We start from the raw sequence: 22412 nt of genomic DNA, 5'->3' as shown, positions 1-22412 counted from the left end.
CCGCCCCGTCTCGCTGTGCGAGGATCAAGACTGCCTTTCGCCGTACCCGACATACGCACACCCCGCGGATGCGGGCGGCGTACTACGGAGAACAACGTCGCACCCAAAAGGAGCGTGCCCATGTCCCAGAATCCGATCGCCGAGACCATCGCCTCGCTGATGCCCCGCGCCAAGCAGGAGCTGACCGAGCTGGTGGCCTTCCAGTCGGTGGCGGACTGGGCGCAGTTCCCCAAGAGCGAGAGCGAGGCCGCCGCGAACTGGGTGGCCGACGCCCTGCGCGTCGAGGGCTTCCAGGACGTCGCGCTGCTCGACACCCCCGACGGAACCCAGTCGGTCTACGGCTTCCTGCCCGGCCCCGAGGGCGCGCCGACCGTGCTGCTCTACGCGCACTACGACGTCCAGCCGCCGCTCGACGACGCGGCCTGGACCTCCCCCGCCTTCGAGCTGACCGAGCGCGACGGCCGCTGGTACGGGCGCGGCTCGGCCGACTGCAAGGGCGGGTTCATCATGCACCTGCTGGCGCTGCGCGCGCTGAAGGCCAACGGCGGCGTGCCCGTGAGCGTGAAGGTGATCGTCGAGGGCTCGGAGGAGCAGGGCACCGGTGGCCTCCAGCAGTACGCCGAGGCGCACCCGGAGCTGCTGACCGCCGACACCATCGTCATCGGCGACGCGGGCAACTTCCGTCTCGGCCTGCCGACGGTGACGGCCACCCTGCGGGGCATGTGCCTGGTCAAGGTGAAGATCGACACGCTGGGCGGCAACCTGCACTCGGGCATGTTCGGCGGCGCCGCCCCCGACGCGCTGGCCGCGCTGATCCGCGTACTCGACTCGCTGCGCGCGGCGGACGGTTCGACGACCGTGGACGGCCTGGCTTCGGACGAGGTGTGGGACGGCCTGCAGTACCCGGAGGCGGACTTCCGCGCCGACGCGAAGGTCCTGGACGGGGTCGAGCTCATCGGCGAGGGCACGATCGCGGACCGGCTGTGGGCCCGCCCGGCCGTCACGGTGCTCGGCATCGACTGCCCGCCGGTGATCGGCGCGACGCCGTCGGTGCACGCGAGCGCCGGCGCCCTGATCAGCCTGCGGGTGCCGCCGGGCGTGGACACCGCGGCGGCGGTCAAGCTGCTGCAGGCGCACCTGGAGGCGCACGTCCCGTGGAAGGCGCGCCTCAAACTGGAGGTCGTCGGCCAGGGCCAGCCGTTCCGGGCGGACACCGACAGTCCGGCGTACGCGTCGATGCGCGCGGCCCTGGAAGCCGCCTACCCCGGCCAGGAGATGCAGATCAGCGGCATGGGCGGGTCGATCCCGCTGTGCAACACGCTGACGTCCCTGTACCCGGAGGCGGAGATGCTGCTGATCGGGCTGAGCGAGCCGGAGGCGCAGATCCACGCGGTCAACGAGAGCGTGTCGCCGCAGGAGCTGGAGCGCCTGTCGGTGGCGGAGGCCCTCTTCCTCGTCAACTACGCGGAGTCCAAGCGCGCCTGACCCCCTGCGGTACCGGCCGACCGCCTCGTGTACGCCCAGGGCGCAGTGCGCCCTGGGCGTATTACGCTCCCGGTGGATTCGGCCGCACACGGCGGGCGGACGGTCGTACGTTCGCCGTATGGATCTTGTCGAAGTACTGCCGAACCGGCTCCACATGCTCCGCTTCCCCATCGGCCAGGCCTATCTCTGGCAGGACGGTGAAGCCCTCACCCTGATCGACACGGGCCATGCCGGATCCGCCGACCGGATCGAGCAGGCGATCCGGTCTCTCGGGCTGGCGCCCGAGCGGCTGGAGCGGATCGTCCTCACGCACTGCCATGGCGACCACGTCGGGGCGGCGGGTGAGCTCGCCGCCCGCTGGGGCGCGCGGGTGCTGGCGCACCGCCTGGACGCGCCGGTGATCCGGGGCGAGCGGCCGGTGCCCGAACCGGTGCTGCTGGACTGGGAGATACCGCTGTACGCGCACGCTCTGACCGTCCCCGAGGCACCGCCCACCGCGGTCGACCACGAGGTGGAGGACGGGGAGGCGCTGGGCTTCGGGGACGGGGCGTACGTCGTCCACGCCCCCGGCCACACGGACGGCAGCATCGGGATCCACCTTCCGCGCCACGGCGTCCTGTTCACCGGTGACTGCATCGCCGCCGTCGGCCCGCTGATGCTGGGCGTCTTCAACGTGGACCGCGCCCGGGCGATCGCCACCTTCCAGCGCCTGGCCGCGCTCGCCCCGTCGATCGCCTGCTTCGGCCATGGCGACCCGCTGACGGAGAACACGGCGGAGGCCCTCGCCAAGACGGCGCACGAGGCGGCCGCTGCTGGCTGAGGTCCGCCTCCGGGGCCGCCCGCACGCTCCCGGCGGGCCCCGGGGGTCAGCCCAGCCCCGGCGGTTCCCAGCGTGGCGCCGGAGGATCGTGCGCACGGCGGTCCGGGAGGGTCAGCCGCACGGCCGTGGTGCGCAGGGCGACGGCCAGCGGACGGGCGAGCTGATGGCCCATCCGGCCGGCCTGTCGTGCGGCCTTGGCCACCGCCTGGCTGCGCGGCCGGCGTTCGACGTCGTAGCGGACGAGCGCCGCCTCGACGGTGGGTCCGGTGGTGAGCGCGGCAGCCAGGGTGACCGCGTCCTCCAGCGCCTGGCAGGCGCCCTGCCCGAGGTTCGGGGTCATCGCGTGCGCCGCGTCGCCGAACAGCGCGATCCGGCCGACCGCGTACGACGCGAGCGGCGTGCGGAGTTCTCCGACGTCGTGGTGGAGCACGTCCTCGGGCCGGGTCGCGTCCAGCAGGGCGGGGACCGGGGCGCGCCGGTCGTGGAACCGCACCCACACCCTGCTGACCTGCATCGACGGGCTGGTCTTCGACCGGCTGGCGGGCGGTGGCGACGTTCCGCGCGAGGCCCTCGAAGGCCTGCCTCGTCGCCGCCGCCCTGCGTCCGCCGGAGCAGACGGGGCAGCCGGATCAGCCGGATCAGCCGGATCAGCCGGTGGGAACGCCCGCCTCCAGGTAGAGGGGGCGGCCGCGTTCGCGGGCGCGCAGGGCCCAGCGCAGGCGTTCGTAGCGGTGCTGCGGGAGCATACCGGCGGCCTCGGCCTCCGTGACGAAGCGCCAGGCCCGCAGTTCCGGGCCGGGCAGCCGGAGCCGGGCCGTCGCCTCGTCCGAGAGGCGGCCGCCGTCGAAGAGCAGGCGCAGCCCGCCGTAGCCGGGCGGCTGGGGCGGCTCCCAGTCGACCACCAGCAGCCCGGGCGTCCGTTCCAGTACGACGCCCAGTTCCTCCGCGACCTCCCGTACGCCCGCGCCCGCGGGCGCCTCGCCCGCTTCGACGACTCCGCCCGGGAACTCCCAGCCCGCCTTGTACGTCGGATCCACCAGCAGCACCCGGTCCTGCTCGTCGAAGAGCAGCACCCCGGCCGCCACCGTCTCCCGGGTGGGCTCCGGGGTCTGCACGATGTCGCAGACCTTCGCCGTCTCCGAACGGACGGCCTCGGCTATGCGCTCCGCCGTCTCCCGCGGGGTCAGCACCCCGTTGTCGATGACGTGCGCGTCACCGGTCAGCCAGCCGAGGGCCTGCTGGTAGACCGGGATGTGGTCGTACGCCCACTGGCGGACCCGGAGGTCGACCTCCGCGGGCTCCCCGAGTTCCTGCCGGGTCGCGATCCGCTCGCGAAGGATCGTTTCCGCAGGAGCCAGCAAGACGTGCCGCACCGGGATCCGACGGGCCGCCAGCCCGCCGAAGATCTCGTCCCGGTACTCCTGGCGCAGCAGCGTCATGGGTACGACGAGCACCCCGCCCAGTTCGGCGAGCATCGCCGCGGCCGTGTCCACCACCAACCGCCGCCAGCTCGGAAGGTCCTGATAGTCGGTGATCTCGGCCAGTCGTTTGGGCGGCAGCAGCACGCGCAGCGCGTCGCCGATGAACTCCGGGTCGAACAGGGTGCTGTCCGGCAGGATTCCGGTCAGTTCGCGGGCCGTGCTGGTCTTTCCGGCGCTGAACGTGCCGTTGATCCAGACAATCACGTCTACCCCTCTCCCCATGGCTCGTCCGGAGCCCCCTGTGGCTTGCCCGCCCCAGCCTGCCACGAAAACCTCACGATCGGCCCAGTGCTTATCCTCGAGGTCAAAGCCCCGCCCGTGAGCTCCGGAGGATTCGCCACCGTGCCCCACAACCGCCGCCCGTCCGAGCTCCGCTACGGCAACCGGCCGACCATGAAGGACGTGGCGTCCCAGGCGGGCGTCGGCTTGAAGACGGTGTCGCGCGTGGTCAACGGCGAGCCGGGGGTGACCCCCGAGACCGAGCGACGGGTCCAGCAGGCCATCGAGGCCCTCGGCTTCCGCCGCAACGACAGTGCCCGTGTGTTGCGCAAGGGCCGTACCGCCACCGTGGGCCTGGTCCTGGAGGATCTCGCCGATCCCTTCTACGGCCCGCTGAACCGGGCGGTGGAGGAGGTGGCCCGCGCGCACGGGGCGCTGCTCATCAACGGCTCCAGCGCCGAGGACCCGGACCGGGAGCGGGAGTTGGCGCTCGCGCTGTGCGCCCGCCGGGTGGACGGGCTGATCGTGATCCCGGCCGGGGACGACCACCGCTATCTGGAGCCGGAGATGCGGGCCGGCGTGTCAACGGTGTTCGTGGACCGCCCGGCCGGGCGGATCGACGCGGACGTGGTGCTGTCGGACAGCTTCGGCGGCGCCCGGAACGGGGTGGCCCACCTGATCGCGGGCGGCCACCGCAGGATCGGTTTCATCGGCGACCAGCCCCGTATCCACACGGTGGCCGAGCGCCTGCGCGGCTACCGCGCGGCGATGACGGACGCGGGCCTGCCGGTGGCGCGGTCCTGGGTCTCGCTCGGGTCCACGGCCCCGGAACGGGTCGCGGCGGCGGCCGCGGCGATGCTCACGGGCCCGGACCCGGTGACCGCCGTCTTCGCCGGCAACAACCGGGTGACGGTGACCGTGGTGCGGGTCCTCGCGGGGCACGGCCGGCCGGTCGCGCTGGTCGGCTTCGACGACTTCGAGCTGGCCGATCTGCTCCGTCCGGGCGTGACGGTGGTCGCCCAGGACCCGGCGGCCCTGGGCCGGGTGGCCACGGACCGCCTCTTCCAACGCCTCGCGGGCGCGGACCTGACCCCGTGCCGCATCGAACTCTCGACCCGGCTGATCGCCCGGGGCTCGGGCGAACTCCCGCCGGCCGACTGACCCGTCGCTCCCGTGGAGTTCTCCCCCGGACGGCGAGCGCGCGTACGCCCGCACCCGGGACCGAGGGACCGCGGCGTGGGACCCGACGACCCGCGCCCCGAGCTGCCCGCGACGCCGCCGCTGCCCCTGCCCCTGCCCCTGCCCCTGCCTGACGAAGGGCCGAGCGGACCGGAGTTCCCGCGGGAGCGCGCCCCCGCGGCCCCGTGGACACCGGACGGGCCCGACGGCCACCGGGCCGCCTCGCGCCTGCCGCTGACCGGGCGCACCGCCGGCGCCGTCCTGGGGGGCCTTCGCGGCCGCCGGGGAGGACGGCACCCTGCGGTTACGGATGCTGCCGGGTCCGCACGCGCCGGCGGCCCGGCCCCGGTGGTCCGGGGCCGGGCCGCTCGTGGCGCCGGGATCAGTTGGTGGCCGTCAGGGTGGCCGAGCGGCGCGGGATGGCGAAGGCGTCCAGTTCCGCGCGGGTCAGGCCGGTGAGGGCGGTGACCTCGTCGGTGCCGACCGCGCCGCAGTCGAGCCCGCGGACCAGGTAACCGGCCAGGGCCTTGGCCGTGGCCGGCTCGTCCATCACGTCGCCCTCGATCTTGGCCACGTACGCCTTCAGGCGCGCGGCGGCGGCCTCCAGGCCCTCGCGGTAGAAGGTGAAGACGGCCGCGTAACGGGTCGGCAGGTGCGCCGGGTGCATGTCCCAGCCCTGGTAGTAGGCGCGGGCCAGGGCGCGGCGGGTGAGGCCGTAGTGCAGCTTCCACGCCTCGTGGACGTGCTCGGTGGTGCCGATCGGCAGGACGTTGGTCGAGCCGTCTGAGACGCGTACGCCGGTGCCGGCGGCCGCGACCTGCATGATCGCCTTCGCGTGGTCGGCGGCGGGGTGGTCGCTCGACTGGTACGCGGCGGAGACGCCGACGCAGGCGCTGTAGTCGAAGGTGCCGTAGTGCAGGCCGGTGGCGCGGCCCTGGGAGGCCTCGATCATCCGGGCGACCGTAGCGGTGCCGTCGGAGGCGACGATGGACTGGCTGGTCTCGATCTGGATCTCGAAGCCGATTCGGCCCGGGCGCAGGCCCCGGGCGGTCTCGAAGGCCTCCAGCAGCTTGACGAAGGCGCTGACCTGCTCGGCGTAGGTGACCTTCGGAAGGGTCAGGACGAGGCCCTCGGGAAGGCCGCCGTGCTCGAGCAGGCCGGAGAGGAAGATGTCCGTGGTGCGGATGCCGCGGTCGCGGACGTTGGACTCCATGCACTTCATGCGGATGCCCATGTACGGCGCGTTGGTGCCGTTGGAGAAGGCCTCCGAGACGAGGCGGGCGGCGCGGGCCGCGGCCTGGTCCTCCTCCTCGTCGGACCGGACGCCGAAGCCGTCCTCGAAGTCGACGCGGAGGTCCTCGACCGGCTCGCTGAGCAGCTTGGCGCGGACCCGGTCGTAGACGGGTACGGCCAGCTCGTCGGAGATGCCGAGCACCTTGGCGAAGGTGGCGGCGTCCGGGGCGTGCTCGTCGAGGGCGGCGAGGGCCTGGTCGCCCCAGGAGCGGATGGTGTCCGCGGCGAAGACGTCACCGGGTACGTAGACCGTGTGGATGGGCTGCCGGGTGCCGGGGTCGCCCGGGTAGTGGCGCGCGAGTTCCGCGTCCACCGGCGCGAGGGAGGCGCTGATGCCCTCGCTGACCGCGCCTGCGAGGCTCGTCGCCACCTTCTCCTGCTGACCCATCGTGCACTCTCCTCTTTTCCACTTCACGGAAGCTTAGATCCGCATAGCAGAATTTAGTCACGGGGTTCCGCTCCGTCAATGGTCCCCCTGCCGTCCTGGACAAACGACTCAGGGCCCCGCGGTGACAAACACCACACGGCCCCGGAGCCGGAGAGTACGCAGGTCAGCTGCTACGAGCCGGATCAGGCGGGGCCTGCGCCGCCCCCAGGCGGGGAACGAAGAAGGCCGTGACGAGGGCCGCGGCCGGCCACATCGCCAGCCCCCAGCCCACCGCCGCGTAGACGGCCCTCCCGTCGTCGGCCATGATGCCGCCGAACAGCACCGCGTTGAACAGCCCGGCCTCGGTGCCGAGCCAGGCCACCCACGGGTCCCGCCGGACCACCGCACCCACCAGCTCATGGACGAGGTAGGACAGCAACAGCAGCACGACCCCCGACAGGAGCAGGACCAGCACGCCCACCCACCACGGGGCCGGCGGCCACAACAGCAGCAGCACCCCGATGTAGATGCTGGCCGACAGCGCCGTCCCGAGCCCGTGGTTGTCCTCGTCGGCCACGTCGGAGGAACTCATCAAGGCGAGCAGCGCCACCAGACAGGCGAGTGCGAGACCGAACGTCCCGGCGGCCGTCGCGTCCCATTCGTCCACGGCGACGAGCTGGGCGTACGCCCCGGCGGAGCCGAGCAGCGAAGCCCACAGGAGCCGCGGCCGGGCTCCGGGTACCGACGGGGCCGCAATCGGGTGGCGGGACCCGGTGCGCACACCGGGAGCCGGCGCGGGCGGATCGGTCTCCACGGCGGTCCCGATCTCGCGCCCGGGCGTCCGATCGGCCACGGTCCGGGAGCGGGACCGGGACCGGGATCGCGAGCGGGAGCGGGCACCGGTCGCCGCCTCGCGCAACCGGTCGATCACCAGCTGCGCATCGGCCGGGCGCGCCGCGGGATCCTTGGCCAGTAGCTCCAGCACCAGCCGTTCCAGTTCCTCGGGCACCGCGGGCCGGAGGTCCCTGATCGGAACGGGCTCGCCCGTGAGGTGCTGCGAGAGCACCGACAGCCCGGAGCCGGTGAACGGCGGCCTGCCGGCCAGCAGTTCGTACAGCACGCAGCCGAGGGAGTACAGGTCGCTGCGGCCGTCGATGCGACGGTCGCCGCGCGCCTGCTCCGGGGACATGTAGGTCGGCGTGCCGAGGGCCGCGCCCGTGGCCGTCAGACCGGTCCCGGTCTCCTCCGCGAGGCGGGCGATGCCGAAGTCGCAGAGGGTGACGTCGGCCTCGGCGGACCCGTGGACCATGATGTTGGCCGGCTTGATGTCCCGGTGGACCACACCGGCCCGGTGCGCCGCGGCGAGGCCCTCGCAGATCTGGACCGCCCACCGGCCCACGGCGGCCGGGTCCACGCCCGAGCGGTGGTCGCGCAGCACGGCGGTCAGGGGCCTCCCGCGCACCAGCTCCATCACGAGGAAGAGCACCGGGCGGCCGTCGACCTCGACCTCGCCGTGGTCGTGGACGGTCACGATCCGGGGATGGGTCAGGCCCGCGGCCGTGCGGGCCTCTTTTCGGAACCGCTCCTCCAGGAGGTGGTCACCGGCCACGCCCCGGGCGATCACCTTGACCGCGACCTCCCGGTCGAGCCGCAGGTCCCGCGCCTGCCACACCTCGCCCATCCCACCGGCCCCGAGCCTGCGCTCCAGCCGGTAGCGCCCCTCCAGTAACGCGCCCCGCATCGGAAGAACTCCCTCCCCCGTTCCCGCCCTCCCCGGGCTGATCGCAGCGTACGGCCCTGCGCCGGCCGCACGAGAGGAGTTGGCGGAGCACCCCCCGTTCGGGAACAACGAGGGCCGGAGACGACGAGGGCCTCCCGGTCCGGTGGGGACGTCACCGTCCGCACCGGCCCCGGAAGGCCCTCATTCGTTCGTGCACCCGGTACGCGTCGCGTCCTCGTCCCGGGGGTCGGGGCGACTAGCCCTTGCGCGCCTTGATCTCGTCGGTCAGCTGCGGGACGACGGCGAAGAGGTCGCCGACGACGCCGTAGTCGACGAGGTCGAAGATCGGGGCCTCGGCGTCCTTGTTGATGGCCACGATGGTCTTCGAGGTCTGCATGCCGGCCCGGTGCTGGATCGCGCCCGAGATGCCGGAGGCGATGTACAGCTGCGGGGAGACCGACTTGCCGGTCTGGCCGACCTGGTTGGAGTGCGGGTACCAGCCGGCGTCCACGGCGGCACGCGAGGCGCCGACGGCCGCACCGAGGGAGTCCGCGAGGTCCTCGATGACGTGGAAGTTCTCGGCACCGTTGACGCCACGGCCGCCGGAGACGACGATCGCGGCCTCGGTCAGCTCGGGGCGACCGGTCGACTCGCGCGGGGTGCGACCGGTGACCTTGGTGCCGGTGGCCAGGGCGCCGAAGGTGACGGCGAGCGCCTCGACGGCGCCGGCGGCCGGGGCGGCCTCGACCGGGGCCGAGTTCGGCTTCACGGTGATGACCGGGGTGCCCTTGGAGACGCGGGACTTGGTGGTGAACGACGCGGCGAAGGCGGACTGCGTCGCGACCGGGCCCTCGTCACCCGCCTCCAGGTCGATGGCGTCGGTGATGATGCCCGAGCCGATGCGGACGGCCAGGCGGGCGGCGATCTCCTTGCCCTCGGCGGAGGACGGGACGAGCACGGCGGCCGGGGAGACGGCGTCGTACGCGGCCTGGAGCGCGTCCACCTTCGGTACCACGAGGTACTCGGTGAACTCGGGGGCGTCGGCGGTGAGGACCTTGACCGCGCCGTGCTCGGCGAGCACCGCGGCGGTGGCGTCGGCACCGGCGCCCAGGGCGACGGCGACGGGCTCGCCGATGCGGCGGGCCAGCGTCAGCAGCTCGAGGGTGGGCTTGCGGACGGCGCCGTCCACGTGGTCGACGTAGACGAGAACTTCAGCCATGGGACTGCTCTCCTGCGATTGCGAAGTGTCTGGGGGCTAAGAGGGGTGGCCGAGGTTCTTAGATGAACTTCTGGCCGGCCAGGAACTCGGCCAGCTGCTTGCCGCCCTCGCCCTCGTCCTTGACGATCGTGCCGGCGGTACGGGCCGGGCGCTGCGCCGCGGAGTCGACCGCGGTCCAGGAGCCTTCGAGGCCGACCTCGTCGGACTCCAGGTCCAGGTCGGACAGGTCCCAGGACTCGACCGGCTTCTTCTTGGCGGCCATGATGCCCTTGAAGGACGGGTAGCGGGCCTCGCCCGACTGGTCCGTCACCGAGACGAGCGCGGGGAGGGAGGCCTCCAGCTGCTCGCTCGCGGTGTCGCCGTCGCGGCGGCCGGTCACGGTGCCGTCCTCGACCTTGACCTCGGAGAGCAGGGTGACCTGCGGGACGCCCAGGCGCTCGGCCAGGATCGCCGGCAGCACGCCCATGGTGCCGTCGGTCGACGCCATGCCGGTGATGACCAGGTCGTAACCGGCCTTCTCGATGGCCTTGGCGAGCACCAGCGAGGTGCCCATGACGTCGCTGCCGTGCAGGTCGTCGTCCTCGACGTGGATGGCCTTGTCGGCGCCCATCGAGAGCGCCTTGCGCAGCGCGTCCTTGGCGTCCTCGGGGCCCACCGTCAGAACGGTGATCTCGGCATCGTCGGCCTCGTCGGCGATCTGCAGCGCCTGCTCGACGGCGTACTCGTCGAGCTCCGACAGCAGGCCGTCGACGTCGTCACGGTTGACGGTCAAGTCCTCGGTGAACTGCCGGTCGCCCGTGGCGTCGGGCACGTACTTCACACAGACAACGATCCTCAGGCTCACGCCGGCTCTCCTACCGCATCGTCTTTTCTGGTACCGCCTTATGCAGGCAGCATAGGCGCCTTGTCGGGCGGATCCCGGTCGGGGCGGCCCGCGCTCCGAAGGGAATGTTACTCGTCAGTACATCGTGGGTCCCGCCAAGCCGCAAGGCTGGTGAGCTGTGATCTGCCCAACGCCGCCCAAGCCTGCCCAGCAGGGACGATTCAGTCGCGCAACGCGTTGAAGCGTCCCTGGTGGTACAGCAGGGGGCGGCCTTCTCCGGCCGGGTCCCCGATGACCGCCTCAGCGATGATCACACGATGTTCGCCGGCGGGCACACGTGCGACCACCCGGCAGACCAGCCACGCCAGTACGTCGTCCAGCACCGGCACCCCGTGCGGGCCGCTGGCCCAACCGGTCGGCGGTCCGAAGCGGTCGGCTCCGCTGCGGGCGAACAGGCCCGCCAACTCCCGTTGGTGCTCGCCCAGTATGTGGACGCCGAGGTACTCGCTGTCGCGCACCGCGGGCCAGCTGGAGGCCCCGGTGGAGATCGTGAAGGACAGCAGAGGCGGATCGGCGGAGACGGAATTGAGCGAAGTGGCGGTGAACCCCACCGGGCGCCCGCAGTCCTGGGCGGTGATCACCGCGACCCCCGCGGCGTGCTGTCGGAAGACCGAACGCAGCAGGTCGGGCGAGCCCGTGCGGGCCGTCCCGGTGACCGTGTCGGTAGCGGTTCCGGCGCCGGAGCGGGGGGAGAGGGGGGAGCGGGGGGACGGAGCCGTCGGGACCGTCGGGACTGTCGGGACCGTCGGAGCAGTCATCAGGGTTCTGCCTTCTGCCGCGGGACACGCGGGCGCTGTCGGGGATCGGGGGCCGGGCTGTTCAGTGGCCCCGACAGCGCGCGCTCGCGTGGCGGACGAGGTCCACATGGACCCGTCCGTAGAGCAGGAGTTCATACCGCATGCCGCCAGCGTGGCGATCTCCCGTGGACGCAGTCAAGCGAGATCGGGCAGATGTCAGGCGCGTCACGCTGTGTGCGGGCGCGCGCACCGGCGCCTCCGGCCCCACCGGCCCCGCCGCGTCGGGCCGGCCGACGGCCGGGCCGCGCGTCATACGGCCGCCCCGAGGGCGGCGATCACGTCCACCTTGCGCGGCATTCCGGCCGCCCGCCGCACGATCCGGCCCGCCCGGTCCAGGACCAGCACGGTCGGGGTCTTCTCGATCCCGAGGGCCCGCACCAGTGCGAGCCGCTCCTCCGCGTCGATCTCGATGTGCGCCACCCCGTCCACCATCGCCGCGACCTCGGCGAGGATCCGCCGCGTGGCCCGGCAGGGCTGGCAGAAGGCGCTGGAGAACTGCACCAGGCTGGCCCGCTCCCCCGGTTCCGCGCCCAGTTCGGCCGCGCCCAACCGGGTCCGCGCGTCTTCCTGCTCGAGCACCCGCGCTCCCCTCGCCGCATTTCGTCCGCGTACGTCATCCTCGTACGCTCGTCCGTGGATCGGAGCGCTCCACGGGCCCGCGACATTCCCGGCGTGATGAGAATCTCGCCGGGTAGGGGCTTCTGGACTGGCCAGCGGGCCGCGTATGGGGCACGATCCCCATGGTCGCGTACCTACGCTTCCGTAACTTCCGGCCGGGAGCACCTCCCCAGGCAGAAAGCGGGGTCTCCCCACCATGGCTGAGCTCGTCTACCCTCCGGTGATCGGCGCCGCGCACGGACTCTTCCGCGCGCTGGACATCCGTATCGACATGAAGGGCACCGAGAACATCCCCCGCAAGGGCGGTGCGGTCCTGGTGTCGAACCACATCGGATACCTCGACTTCATCTTCGCCGGCCTGACGGCGCGGCCGCAGAAGCGCCTGGTCCGTTTCATGGCCAAGGAGTCGGTGTTCCGGCACAAGGTGTCCGGTCCGCTGATGCGCGCGATGAAGCACATCCCCGTCGACCGCAAGCAGGGCGAGGCCGCCTACCAGCACGCCCTGGACTCGCTGCGGGCCGGCGAGATCATCGGCGTCTTCCCCGAGGCGACGATCTCCCAGTCCTTCACGCTCAAGAGCTTCAAGTCGGGTGCCGCGCGCATGGCGCAGGAGGCCGGGGTCCCGCTGATCCCGGTGGCGCTGTGGGGCACCCAGCGGCTGTGGACCAAGGGCCGTCCGAAGAACCTCAAGCGCAGCCACATCCCGGTGACGATGCGCGTGGGCGAGCCTGTGGAGGCCCCGGCCGACCAGTACGCCGGCGCCATCACCCGTCGGCTGCGCGAGCGCGTGCAGGAGCTGCTCGACGCCGCGCAGCGCGCCTACCCGGAGAAGCCCAAGGGCGCCGACGACTCGTGGTGGCTCCCGGCCCACCTGGGCGGAACCGCGCCGACGGCGGCCGAGGTCCGCGACGCCGGCTGATCGGCTCCGCCCGTGACGCAGGGCTCCCGGGCCGCCGGTACTCAGTACCGGGCACCGCCGGGCGCGGCGAAGCACTGCCACTGCGGCTCCCCGTCCGGGACGTGCACCCCGGCGTCACCGTTCCTGCCGGGACGGTGCCCGCCCCACGTGCCGTAGGGGTCCCACGTGCCGTAGGGGTCCCACGCGTCGTGCGGGTCCGCTTCCGGACCGGTGTGGCCGGGGGGTTCGCACGGGGCGGCGAAGCACTGCCACTGCTGCCCGCCGGCCGGGACGTGCACCCCGCCGTCGGTGCCGTCCGCCGCGATCCCGTGCGGCGCCGTCGGGGTGGCGGCGAACGCGGTCGTGGGTACGAGCACGCCTCCCGCGGCGATGGCGGTCGAGGCCACGAGGCAGGGCGCGGCGTCGGGGTCAGGATCGGAGTCGGGGTCGAACGTGGTGGGTCATGACCGTTCTCCTCGCGAAGGAAGCCGGAATGATCCCTCCAGTAGGGCGCACCCGGCGTCTCCCGTCATGCCGCTGGATCTCGTGGCTTGACGGATCGAAGGGTCCCCGGTCCGACCGCCCACCGGTGTGCGCGAGCGCGTGGCCGTACGCGGCGACGGCGACGGCGACGGCGACCTCGCACGATCGGGGGCGAGCGGACTTCGCGCGGGCCTCAGCCCTCCCCCTCCGTCTTCCGCCGGCGGTGGGCCGCGACCCGCGCCCGCGTGGCACAGCTGCCGGAGCAGTAGCGGCGCGCGCTCCCCGGCCCGGTGGCGAGGAAGAACCGCCCGCAGCCCGCCGCGGCGCAGGCGCCCCAGGCGATCCGCCCGTACTCCGTGAGCAGCTGGGCCAGCGCGAGGGCGCCCGAAGCGAGGAACCAATCGCCCCAACCGGCCTCGTCGCCCCGGTCGACGTGCAGGTGCCAGGGGTGGCCGTCGTGTCGGGTCAGGCGGGGGCGGGTGCCGTACTCCGCGAACAGCGCGTTGAGGGCCTCGGCAGCGCGGTCCTCGTCGCCCTCCCCGAGCACCTCGCCCATCCGCCGGGCCGCGGCGCGCAGTTCGGCCGCGCTCGCCTCGGGGAACGCCTCCTGCGTGAGGTCGGCGGGACGCTCCCCGTGCCCGGCCAGCAGCTCCGCGAGCGCGGCGCGGGGCAGTTCGGGGGTCGCCCGGACCGCTTCGGCGAGGTCGATCAGCCTCCGGGCCGCCGAGAAGCCGCCCCGTGCATCACCCGTCCGCACGTCCATCCGCACATCCTTTCGCGATACACGCGCATGGCGTAACGTCTTGCGCGTCTATGGCGTTACATCATACGGGGGAGGGTCCCATGGGCGGGTTCGGGCGGTACCTCGCGGCGGCGCTGGCCGCACGCATCGCCTCGGAGGGCATGGGCATGGCCGTGGTGCTGCTGGCCCTGGAGCGCACCGGGAGCGCGGCGCACGGGGCGTTCGTCCTGACGGCCTGGCTGGCCCCGCACGTCCTGGCGGCCCCGCTCGCCGGCGCCGCCGCGGCCCGGACCCGCCGGCCGCGCCTGTTCCACGTCGGCGCCCTGGCCGGGTTCGCGACGGCCGTCGCGGCGCTGACCGCCCTGCTGGGCCGGGCCCCCGCCCCGCTGGTGCTGGTCGTGGCGGTGCTCGGCGGCTCCTGCGGGCCGATGGTGACGGGCGGGCTGTCCAGCCTGATCACCGGCCTGGTTCCGGCAGGACCCGGGCGGGACCGGGCGTACGGCTGGGACGCGGCGACCTACAACGCGGCGGCCGTCACCGCGCCGGCGGCGGTCGGCCTGGTCGCGGCGCTGGGCTCGGCCGGACCCGCCATGGCCGTCCTGGCGGCGTCCGGAGCCCTGGCGGCCGCACTGGCGGCCACCCTCCCGTACGAGGACCAGGGCGCGGGCCGGGCTCCCGGCGCGCCCCGGGCCGGGCTGGGCGCGGGGCTCGCGGCCCTGTGGCGGGTCCCTGAGCTGCGGGCGGTCACCTCGGCGACGACCCTGGGCTTCGTGGGCATCGGATCGCTCACCACCGTTTCGGTGCTGCTGGCCACGGAGCTCGGCAGCCCGGGCGGCGGGGGCGTGCTGATGACGGCCTTCGCGGTGGGCGCACTGGGGGGCTCGCTCACGCTGGGCCGGATGACGTCCGCGGAACCCGGCCGGCTGGTGCGGTGGGCGCTGGCCGGGACCGGGGCGGCCCTCGCGGCGGCCGCGTTCGCCCCGTCGGTGGCCGTGACGGCGGCGCTGTTCGCGCTCGCCGGGGTGTGCGACGGGCCGCTGCTCACGGCCACGCTGCGGATCCGCGCACAGTACGCGCCGGAGGAGGTGCGGACCCAGGTGTTCACCCTGGGCGCGGGACTGAAGGTGACGGCGGCGTCGACCGGGGCGGCCCTGGTGGGGATCGTGGCCGACGCGCCCGCGGCGGCGCTGCTGACCGGGATCGCCGGGCTGCTGCTCGCGTCGGCGCTGCTGCACGTCCTGGCGGTGGCGCCGGAGCCCGGACGCCCCCGCCGGCCCGGACGGCGCGGACGGCCCGCCCGCGCCGGTGCTACAGGGCCGTCGGCAGGTTCCGCCACGACTGCGGCCGGTCCGCGGACTCCTGAAGGGCCCTGAGCACGGCCGGGTGCGGGGCGGCGCAGAGCTCGGGGTAGTCGATCTCGCCGAGTTCCGGGCGTACGGGGAAGGCCAGCCGTTCCCGGTCGAGGTCGAACCGGGCGTCCACGCCGGGCTTGTTGCCGCGCGGGTCGAGGCGGGACCAGCGGGTGCTGCCGGGCAGCCGCAGGGCGATCAGGCCGTGCACGACGGGGTTCGCACCGTCGTCGTCGGCGAGGCGCTGGTAGCACAGGGCCCCCGGGACGCCCTGGGCGCGCAGCAGGGCGACGAGGGCATGGGATTTGGCGTAGCAGATGCCGCCCGGCACGGCGAGGACGTCGGACGCCCGCCAGACGACGCGCGGGTCGCCCGAATCGCCCGAGTGCGGGATGGCGTCGCGGACGTACTCGAAGGCGACCTTCGCGTATGAATATGCGTCGCCACTGGCGGACCAGAGGGCGTCGGCGATTTCCTGTACGACCGGATTCCAGTGGTCGATCACCCCATCGGACGCCAAGTAGGCGTGGATGTCCGGGCTCTGTTGGATCAGCTGCATGGCCGGAGCATAGGCAAACCCCCGACCGTAGATCAATGGATTTACGGTCGGGGGTATAGCTATGCAATTCTTCGGATGTGCCGACTAGCGCGCCAGCTCTTCCTTCAGCGCCTGGAGGAAGCCGTCCACGTCCTCTTCCTGGGTGTCGAAACCGCACATCCAGCGGACGTCACCCGCGGCCTCGTCCCAGAAGTAGAAGCGGTATCGCTTCTGGAGCCGCCGCGAGACCTCGTGGGGCAGCCGCGCGAACACCGCGTTCGCCTGCACCGGGTAGAGGATCTCCACGCCGTCCGTCTCGCGCACGCCGGCGGCGAGACGCTGCGCCATCGCGTTGGCGTGCCGGGCGTTGCGCAGCCACAGGTCCTTGGCGAGCAGGGCCTCCAGCTGCACCGACACGAAGCGCATCTTGGACGCGAGCTGCATCGACATCTTGCGGATGTGCTTCATCTGCCGGACCGCGTCCGGGTTGAGCACCACCACGGCCTCGCCGAACATCATGCCGTTCTTGGTGCCGCCGTACGACAGCACGTCCACGCCGACCGCGTTGGTGAAGGCGCGCATCGGCACGTCGAGGGAGGCCGCGGCGTTGGCTATCCGGGCACCGTCGAGGTGGACCTTCATGCCGAGCCCGTGGGCGTGCTCGCAAATGGCCTTGATCTCGTCCGGCGTGTAGACCGTGCCCAGCTCGGTGTTCTGGGTGATCGACACGACCTGCGGCATCGCCCGGTGCTCGTCCTCGAAGCCCCAGGCCTCCTGGTCGATCAGCTCGGGGGTGAGCTTGCCGTCCGGGGTCGGCACGGCGAGCAGCTTGAGGCCCGCCATCCGCTCCGGCGCGCCGCCCTCGTCCACGTTGATGTGGGCGCTCTTGGCGCAGATCACGGCGCCCCAGCGGTCCGTCATCGCCTGGAGGGCGGTGACGTTCGCGCCGGTGCCGTTGAAGACCGGGAAGGCTTCTGCGTACGGCCCGAAGTGGCTGCGCATGACCTTTTGCAGGTGTTCGGTGTAGTCGTCCTCGCCGTAGGCGACCTGGTGGCCGCCGTTGGCGAGCGCGACGGCGGCCAGGACCTCCGGATGCACTCCCGCGTAGTTGTCGCTCGCGAACCCGCGCACCGCCGGGTCGTGGTGGCGCCGGGCGTCGGTCTTCCCTGCCTCGGTTGTCACGGTTGCGGAGTGAGCCACAGACGCTGTCCGTTCACATCGATGGCGGGCCGCTCCCAGACGCCGGCGATGGCCTCGGCCAGTTCCGTCACGTCGGTGAAGCCCGCGAACTTCGCATTGGGACGCTCGGCGCGCATCGCCTCGTGCACCAGTGCCTTGATGACCAGGATCGCAGCTGCCGCTCCGGGGCCCTCGTCACCCCCCGCCTTGCGGAAGGAGTCCGCCATGGCCAGGGTCCAGGCCTCGGCCGCCGCCTTGCCCGCGTTGTACGCGGCGTTGTTGGCGACCGGCTTGTGCGCCCCGGACTGGCTGATCAGCACGTAGCGCCCGCGGTCGCTGCGCAGCAGCCCGTCGTGGAAGGCCAGCGAGGTGTGCTGGACCGTGCGGATGAGGAGCTTCTCCAGGAAGGTCCAGTCCGCGAGGTCCGTATCGGTGAAGGTCTTGCTGCCGCGCCAGCCGCCGACGAGGTGCACCAGGCCGTCGATCCGGCCGAACTCCTTCTCGGTCTGCTCGGCCCAGGCCTTGGTGGCGTCCAGGTCGAGCAGGTCCACGGTGTCACCGGTGATGGTGGCGCCACCGTGGGCGTAGCGCGCTGCGTCCACGGCCTCCGCGAGGCGCGCCGGATCGGCGTCGGACGCGATGACCACCGCACCCGCCTCGGCGAGGCGGAGCAGGGTGGCGCGGCCGGCGGGCCCGCCGGCCCCGGCCACCGCCACCACCGCTCCGTGCAGCTTTCCGTTGCCGTTCCCGGAGCCGTTCATCTGTGCAGCCTCCTGTGGGCGAGTGCTCACGCGGCGACTCGCTCGGCCTGCTCCGCGTTCAGGGCGGTGATGCCCTTGGTCGCTGCGATCGTGCCCTTGAGCTTCTTGGCGAGCGCCTCAAAGAACATGCTGAGCGGAAACTCGTCCGGAAGCACGTCGTCCACGAGCTTGCGCGGCGGCTGCGTCAGGTCCAGGGCGTCGGGGCCCTTGGCCCACTTGGAGCCCGGGTGCGGGGCGAGGTAGGTGGAGACCAGCTCGTACGCCTTGAACCAGTGCACGAGCTTCGGGCGGTCGATGCCGGCCCGGTACAGGTCCTCGATCTCGGCGCACAGCTGGTTGGTGACCTGCGGGGCGCGCATCCAGTCGATCTTCAGCTTGTTGTCCGTCCAGCGCACGACGTCGTGCTTGTGGAGGTACGCGAAGAGCAGCTGGCCACCGAGGCCGTCGTAGTTGCGGTTGCGGTCGCCGGAGACCGGGAAGCGGAACATCCGGTCGAAGAGGACGGCGTACTGCACGTCACGGCCGTGCTCGTTGCCCTCGGACTCCAGCTTCACGGCCTCCTTGAAGGCGGTGAGGTCGCAGCGCAGCTCCTCGAGGCCGTACATCCAGAACGGCTGGCGCTGCTTGATCATGAAGGGGTCGAACGGCAGGTCGCCGTGGCTGTGGGTGCGGTCGTGGACCATGTCCCACAGGACGAACGCCTTCTCGCAGCGCTCCTGGTCCTCGACCATGCGGGCGATGTCCTCGGGCAGGTCGATGCCCAGGATGTCGACGGCGGCCTCGGTCACCTTGCGGTAGCGGGCGGCCTCGCGGTCGCAGAAGATGCCGCCCCAGGTGAAGCGCTCGGGGGCCTCGCGCACGGCGATGGTCTCCGGGAAGAGCACGGCGGAGTGGGTGTCGTAGCCCGGGGTGAAGTCCTCGAAGGTGATGCCGAGGAAGAGCGGGTTGTCGTACCGGGTGCGCTCCAGCTCGGCGAGCCACTCGGGCCACACCATCTTGAGCACGACGGCTTCCAGGTTGCGGTCCAGGTTGCCGTTCTGGGTGTACATGGGGAAGACGACGAGGTGCTGGAGCCCGTCGGCGCGCTCGGCGGCCGGGTGGAAGGCCAGCAGGGAGTCGAGGAAGTCCGGGACCTTGAAGTCGTCCGCGGCCCACTTGCGCAGGTCGGCGACGAGGGCCCGGTGGTACGCGGCCCCGTGCGGGAGCAGCGGCGACAGCGTCTCGACCGCCGCGATCACGCGTTCCACCGCGGCCAGGACGGTGGCACGGCCGTGCGCGCCCTCGACCTCGAAGTCGATGGAGCCGTCCGTGGCCTGCCAGGGCCGGATCTCCTCCACGGCGGCCTTGAGCTCGGGCCACGCGGGGTGGTCTACCACCCGCGCTCCGGCGGTTATCACGGCGCCGCCGGTACCGGGCACAAGAGTTTCCGTCATGTCACTTCCTCCACAGGAGAACCTCACGTATGGGCAGAGTATGCGCGCGAGGCTCTCCCCCTCAAGAGGGAACTCGGGAAATTATCCTGCCTCACCCCCCATTTCACCGGAAGTCTTCCCGTTCGTTGCTGCGGAACCGACCACTCCGCCCAATTGCGCCAAGGCTTCTCCGGCCTAAAGCCGCCCGTCGGTCGGGACGCGACGGGCGGAGCCCGAGGGGCCGCAGAGGCGCAGATCACACGCCTCGAAAGTGTGGAATGACCTTTTCGCCCCATTGCCTCAAGGTCTCCAGGCAGGCCTCCTGCTCCACCGTGCCCATCTGGATCAGGCACATGATCTCGTCGGCACCCGCCTCCCGCAGCCGCTCCACGTACGCGATCGCATCGTCGGCGGTCCCGTACGCGTGGTCGGCGTTGAAGGTGGCCGTCGACGTCGGCCGGACCGGAATGTCCAGCTCGTGCAGCCGGGCCACCACCTGCTCGGCCGCCCTGCGCATCTCCGCGGCCTCGTCCGCACCCGCCACCACGGCCTCGTCCGGTACGCCGGCCCCGCCGTACCAGTGGCCGATGGACTGGGCGAAGAACCGCTGCCCTCGGGTACCGATCCGGCGCGCCTCCTCCCGGTCGTCGAGCACGATCGTCGGGCACAGCACGGAGAAGTGGTCGTTGACCACGGTGGACACGAACCGGCTGCCGTCCCGCCCGGCGATCGCCGCGTCGTAGACGGAGCGCATCCGCGCGATGGACTCGGGGCCGGCGAAGCCCATCACCAGCGCCCCGATCCCCAGCTCGGCCGCCCGGACCAGGGTCTCGCCCCGGCTGCACGCCAGGAACAGCGGTGGGTGCGGGGTCTGCCGCGGCCTCGGCAGGATCGGGTGCGGGTCGATGTCGATCAGCTCGCCGTGGTACTCCAGCTCCTCCTCCTGCCAGGCGCTACCGATGATCCGCAGGGCCTCCTCGACCTCGGCCGCGGTGCGGTCCCGGTCCACCCCGCACAGCGAGGTCTCCTGCTCGGTGCCGCCGCGCCCGGCCCCGAGGTCGAGGCGCCCTCCCGAGAGCAGGTCGAGCATGGCGGCCCGCTCCGCGACCCGCACCGGGTGGTTGAAGTTGAAGGGCATGCACACGACGCCGTGGCCGATGCGTATGGTGTTCGTCCTGGCCGCGACCCAGGTCAGGAAGATCTCGGGGGCACTCATGTGGGCGTACCACTTGAGCGAGTGGTGCTCGACCGCCCAGATCCGGTCGAATCCCATGCGTTCGGCGAGCACGGCCTGCTCGACGCAATCGCGGATGAGCCGGTGCTCCCGTTCCACCGTCGGGTCGGCAAGTTGGGCTTCGAAGATCACGGAGAATTTCACTGTGCCTCCAGGGTTGGATCGCGTACCCGGTCTCACTTCAATTCGAAATATGACTAGTAGTCAGGAGTCGAAGAAGCAAGAGCTGCCGCCGACCGCGTGGGCCGTTCTCGGCCTGCTCTCCTTCCCCGGCGAGCGGACCGGCTACGAGCTGAAGAAGTGGGCGGACTCCTCCCTGCGCTTCTTCTACTGGTCACCGGCGATCAGCCAGATCTACGCAGAGCTGCGCCGTCTGGAGGAACTGGGCTACGCGGCCTCCGTGCGCTCGGGACCCGAGGAGGCGCGCGCCAAGCGGCGCTACGCCATCACCGACGCGGGACGGGGCGCGCTGGCCGACTGGGCCGCCGACACCGGTGAGGCCGGACCCCCCGTGCTCAAGCACGGGCTGCTGCTGCGGATCTGGCTCGGCCACCTGGCCGAGCCGGAGCGGCTGCGCGCGATGGTCGACGAGCACCTGGAGCGCACCCGGGGCGAACTGGCCGCCGTACGGGAGGCCATGGAACACGCGAGCGGCGTTCCGGAATGGACCTTCCCGACCCTGGCGCTGCGCTGGAGCGAGCGGCAGCACCTGGCCGAACTGGAGCTCGCTGAGGCCCTGCTCACCGACCTGGACGGGCTCGCCGGGCACCGTGCGGAACCGGGCCGTCAAGCCGACGGAGACGCGCCCACGCCCGGGTGATGCGACAGGCGCGGCACCGCTCCCGGTGGAGCGCACGACCCTGGCGGGAAGCGGCCGGGACGCTCCTCCGGGGCCGTGCACGCCCGGTCCCTTCGCACCCGCGGCGCACTAGCATGCGACCTCATCGCGCGCGGCCGGTCGGGACACCGAAGCCGCGCGGGGAGCCGCCGTCGACGGAAGCGAGAGAACCTTGACTTTCCTCACCATCGGTCACCGCGGGGTCATGGGTGTCGAACCGGAGAACACCCTGCGGTCGTATCTCCGAGCGGAACGTTGTGGCATGGACGTCATCGCCCTGGACCTGCGCCTGAGCAAGGACGGAGCCCTCGTCGCCGTGCACGACCCCGAGGTGGACCGGACCACGGACGGCTCGGGGGCCGTCGCCGATCTGACCCTGGCCGAGCTGCGCGGGCTGGACGCCGGACAGGGCGAGCACGTACCCGTCCTGGAGGAGGTCCTGGACGCGGTCCGGGTGCCGCTCCAGGTCTTCGTCGCCGACCTGGCCACGACTCCGGTGCTCGCCGAGCTGATGCTGCGCCGCGACCTGACCTCCCGGGTGGAGGTGGCCTCCGACCGGGAGGCGGTGCTCGCGGAGACGGCCCGGCTGGTGCCGGGCGTACGGACCGTGCTGCACGCGGCCTCCCCCGGCAGCGGAGCCGCGTCCGTCGTGGACCGGGCACTGGCCGTGGGCGCCGCGGCGATCGCCGTGTACATCCACCGGCTCAGCCTGGAGACGGTGGAGTCGGCGCACGCGGCCGGCCTGCGCGTGACGGGCCGGGCGGTGGACACCCTGGACCTGTTGCGACTCGCGCGGGCACTCGGACTGGACGCTGCGGCCACGGACTTCCCGGAGATCCGCAGCACCGGCCGCTTCACCGCCTGACGGCGTCCGGGGACGGCGCGGGATGGCCTGCG

Annotated in this window: 21 protein-coding genes and 1 pseudogene; 7 read left to right on the top strand and 15 right to left on the bottom strand. The window is 72.5% G+C overall.

The features are described from left to right. Positions 1-120: 120 nt before the first annotated feature. Together OG594_RS17500 and OG594_RS17495 are read left to right on the top strand one after the other, a co-directional pair. Complete coding sequence (locus OG594_RS17500) at positions 121-1485, top strand: dipeptidase (protein ID WP_266599866.1); 1365 nt, start codon at positions 121-123, stop codon at positions 1483-1485. Positions 1486-1603: 118 nt separating this feature from the next. Next, complete coding sequence (locus OG594_RS17495) at positions 1604-2305, top strand: MBL fold metallo-hydrolase (protein WP_266599864.1); 702 nt, start codon at positions 1604-1606, stop codon at positions 2303-2305. Positions 2306-2374: 69 nt separating this feature from the next. Here the strand turns inward: OG594_RS17495 and OG594_RS17490 are convergent. Both OG594_RS17490 and OG594_RS17485 read right to left on the bottom strand, forming a co-directional pair. After that, positions 2375-2795, bottom strand: a pseudogene (locus OG594_RS17490) (FAD-dependent monooxygenase); the annotation flags it as partial. A 157-nt stretch (positions 2796-2952) separates the two neighbouring features. Then, complete coding sequence (locus tag OG594_RS17485; RefSeq protein ID WP_266599862.1) at positions 2953-3990, bottom strand: NUDIX hydrolase; 1038 nt, start codon at positions 3988-3990, stop codon at positions 2953-2955. A 189-nt stretch (positions 3991-4179) separates the two neighbouring features. Between OG594_RS17485 and OG594_RS17480 the strand changes: the two genes are divergently transcribed. Next, on the top strand, positions 4180-5166 hold the full coding sequence (locus OG594_RS17480) for a LacI family DNA-binding transcriptional regulator (RefSeq protein WP_266602993.1): 987 nt from the start codon (positions 4180-4182) through the stop codon (positions 5164-5166). Positions 5167-5566: 400 nt separating this feature from the next. Here the strand turns inward: OG594_RS17480 and OG594_RS17475 are convergent, their stop codons facing one another. The 6 genes from OG594_RS17475 to OG594_RS17450 all read right to left on the bottom strand — a co-directional run bounded on the left by OG594_RS17475 (position 5567) and on the right by OG594_RS17450 (position 12042). Next, the gene (locus OG594_RS17475) at positions 5567-6865 is read right to left on the bottom strand and encodes an aldolase/citrate lyase family protein (protein ID WP_266599860.1); all 1299 of its coding nucleotides are present in this window, start codon (positions 6863-6865) and stop codon (positions 5567-5569) included. Between the two features lie 163 nt (positions 6866-7028). Beyond that, positions 7029-8585, bottom strand: coding sequence for a serine/threonine-protein kinase (locus tag OG594_RS17470; RefSeq protein ID WP_266599858.1), 1557 nt, complete (start codon positions 8583-8585; stop codon positions 7029-7031). 235 nt (positions 8586-8820) lie between these two features. Next, entirely contained in the window at positions 8821-9783 is a 963-nt protein-coding gene (locus OG594_RS17465; RefSeq protein WP_189734140.1) for an electron transfer flavoprotein subunit alpha/FixB family protein, read from the bottom strand. Positions 9784-9841: 58 nt separating this feature from the next. Further along, positions 9842-10627: an electron transfer flavoprotein subunit beta/FixA family protein gene (locus OG594_RS17460; RefSeq protein WP_030012969.1), complete on the bottom strand. Its 786-nt coding sequence runs from the start codon at positions 10625-10627 to the stop codon at positions 9842-9844. A gap of 200 nt (positions 10628-10827) precedes the next feature. Next, complete coding sequence (locus tag OG594_RS17455) at positions 10828-11424, bottom strand: flavin reductase family protein (RefSeq protein WP_266599853.1); 597 nt, start codon at positions 11422-11424, stop codon at positions 10828-10830. 288 nt (positions 11425-11712) lie between these two features. Next, on the bottom strand, positions 11713-12042 hold the full coding sequence (locus OG594_RS17450; RefSeq protein ID WP_266599851.1) for a thioredoxin family protein: 330 nt from the start codon (positions 12040-12042) through the stop codon (positions 11713-11715). A 235-nt stretch (positions 12043-12277) separates the two neighbouring features. Here OG594_RS17450 and OG594_RS17445 point away from each other — a divergent pair, with 235 nt between their 5' ends. Then, the gene (locus OG594_RS17445; RefSeq protein ID WP_030013039.1) at positions 12278-13000 is read left to right on the top strand and encodes a 1-acyl-sn-glycerol-3-phosphate acyltransferase; all 723 of its coding nucleotides are present in this window, start codon (positions 12278-12280) and stop codon (positions 12998-13000) included. A 41-nt stretch (positions 13001-13041) separates the two neighbouring features. Here OG594_RS17445 and OG594_RS17440 read toward each other — a convergent pair whose 3' ends face one another. Together OG594_RS17440 and OG594_RS17435 are read right to left on the bottom strand one after the other, a co-directional pair. Beyond that, positions 13042-13356, bottom strand: coding sequence for a hypothetical protein (locus OG594_RS17440; protein WP_266599849.1), 315 nt, complete (start codon positions 13354-13356; stop codon positions 13042-13044). 299 nt (positions 13357-13655) lie between these two features. Beyond that, a complete protein-coding gene (locus OG594_RS17435) occupies positions 13656-14225 on the bottom strand; it encodes a CGNR zinc finger domain-containing protein (protein ID WP_266599847.1) in 570 nt (189 codons plus the stop codon). A gap of 80 nt (positions 14226-14305) precedes the next feature. On the opposite strand from OG594_RS17435, the gene OG594_RS17430 reads away from it, so the two are divergent. Next, the gene (locus OG594_RS17430) at positions 14306-15577 is read left to right on the top strand and encodes an MFS transporter (protein WP_266599845.1); all 1272 of its coding nucleotides are present in this window, start codon (positions 14306-14308) and stop codon (positions 15575-15577) included. Here the strand turns inward: OG594_RS17430 and OG594_RS17425 are convergent. From OG594_RS17425 to OG594_RS17405, 5 genes are all read right to left on the bottom strand, one after another. Beyond that, the gene (locus OG594_RS17425) at positions 15513-16112 is read right to left on the bottom strand and encodes a transglutaminase family protein (protein WP_266599843.1); all 600 of its coding nucleotides are present in this window, start codon (positions 16110-16112) and stop codon (positions 15513-15515) included. The genes OG594_RS17430 and OG594_RS17425 overlap by 65 nt on opposite strands. 84 nt (positions 16113-16196) lie before the next feature. After that, positions 16197-17273 carry a low specificity L-threonine aldolase gene (locus tag OG594_RS17420; RefSeq protein ID WP_266599838.1) on the bottom strand — a complete coding sequence of 359 codons (1077 nt, stop codon included), beginning with the start codon at positions 17271-17273 and terminating at the stop codon, positions 16197-16199. Continuing rightward, the gene (locus OG594_RS17415; protein ID WP_030010776.1) at positions 17270-18031 is read right to left on the bottom strand and encodes an SDR family NAD(P)-dependent oxidoreductase; all 762 of its coding nucleotides are present in this window, start codon (positions 18029-18031) and stop codon (positions 17270-17272) included. The genes OG594_RS17420 and OG594_RS17415 overlap by 4 nt, the downstream gene beginning before the upstream one ends. 26 nt (positions 18032-18057) lie before the next feature. Beyond that, positions 18058-19464: a DUF6421 family protein gene (locus tag OG594_RS17410; protein ID WP_266599833.1), complete on the bottom strand. Its 1407-nt coding sequence runs from the start codon at positions 19462-19464 to the stop codon at positions 18058-18060. A gap of 235 nt (positions 19465-19699) precedes the next feature. Then, positions 19700-20821 (bottom strand): LLM class flavin-dependent oxidoreductase, encoded by a 1122-nt coding sequence (locus OG594_RS17405; protein WP_266599831.1) that lies wholly within the window; start codon positions 20819-20821, stop codon positions 19700-19702. A 49-nt stretch (positions 20822-20870) separates the two neighbouring features. On the opposite strand from OG594_RS17405, the gene OG594_RS17400 reads away from it, so the two are divergent. Next, positions 20871-21497 carry a PadR family transcriptional regulator gene (locus OG594_RS17400; RefSeq protein WP_266599829.1) on the top strand — a complete coding sequence of 209 codons (627 nt, stop codon included), beginning with the start codon at positions 20871-20873 and terminating at the stop codon, positions 21495-21497. Positions 21498-21687: 190 nt separating this feature from the next. Next, complete coding sequence (locus tag OG594_RS17395; RefSeq protein WP_266599827.1) at positions 21688-22380, top strand: glycerophosphodiester phosphodiesterase family protein; 693 nt, start codon at positions 21688-21690, stop codon at positions 22378-22380. Positions 22381-22412 lie beyond the last annotated feature (32 nt).

Source organism: Streptomyces sp. NBC_01214 (genome assembly GCF_026340975.1).
Taxonomy (GTDB): Bacteria; Actinomycetota; Actinomycetes; order Streptomycetales; family Streptomycetaceae; genus Streptomyces.
Note: the sequence above shows the minus strand (reverse complement) of the source record. Positions and strands in the feature narration are given on the sequence as shown.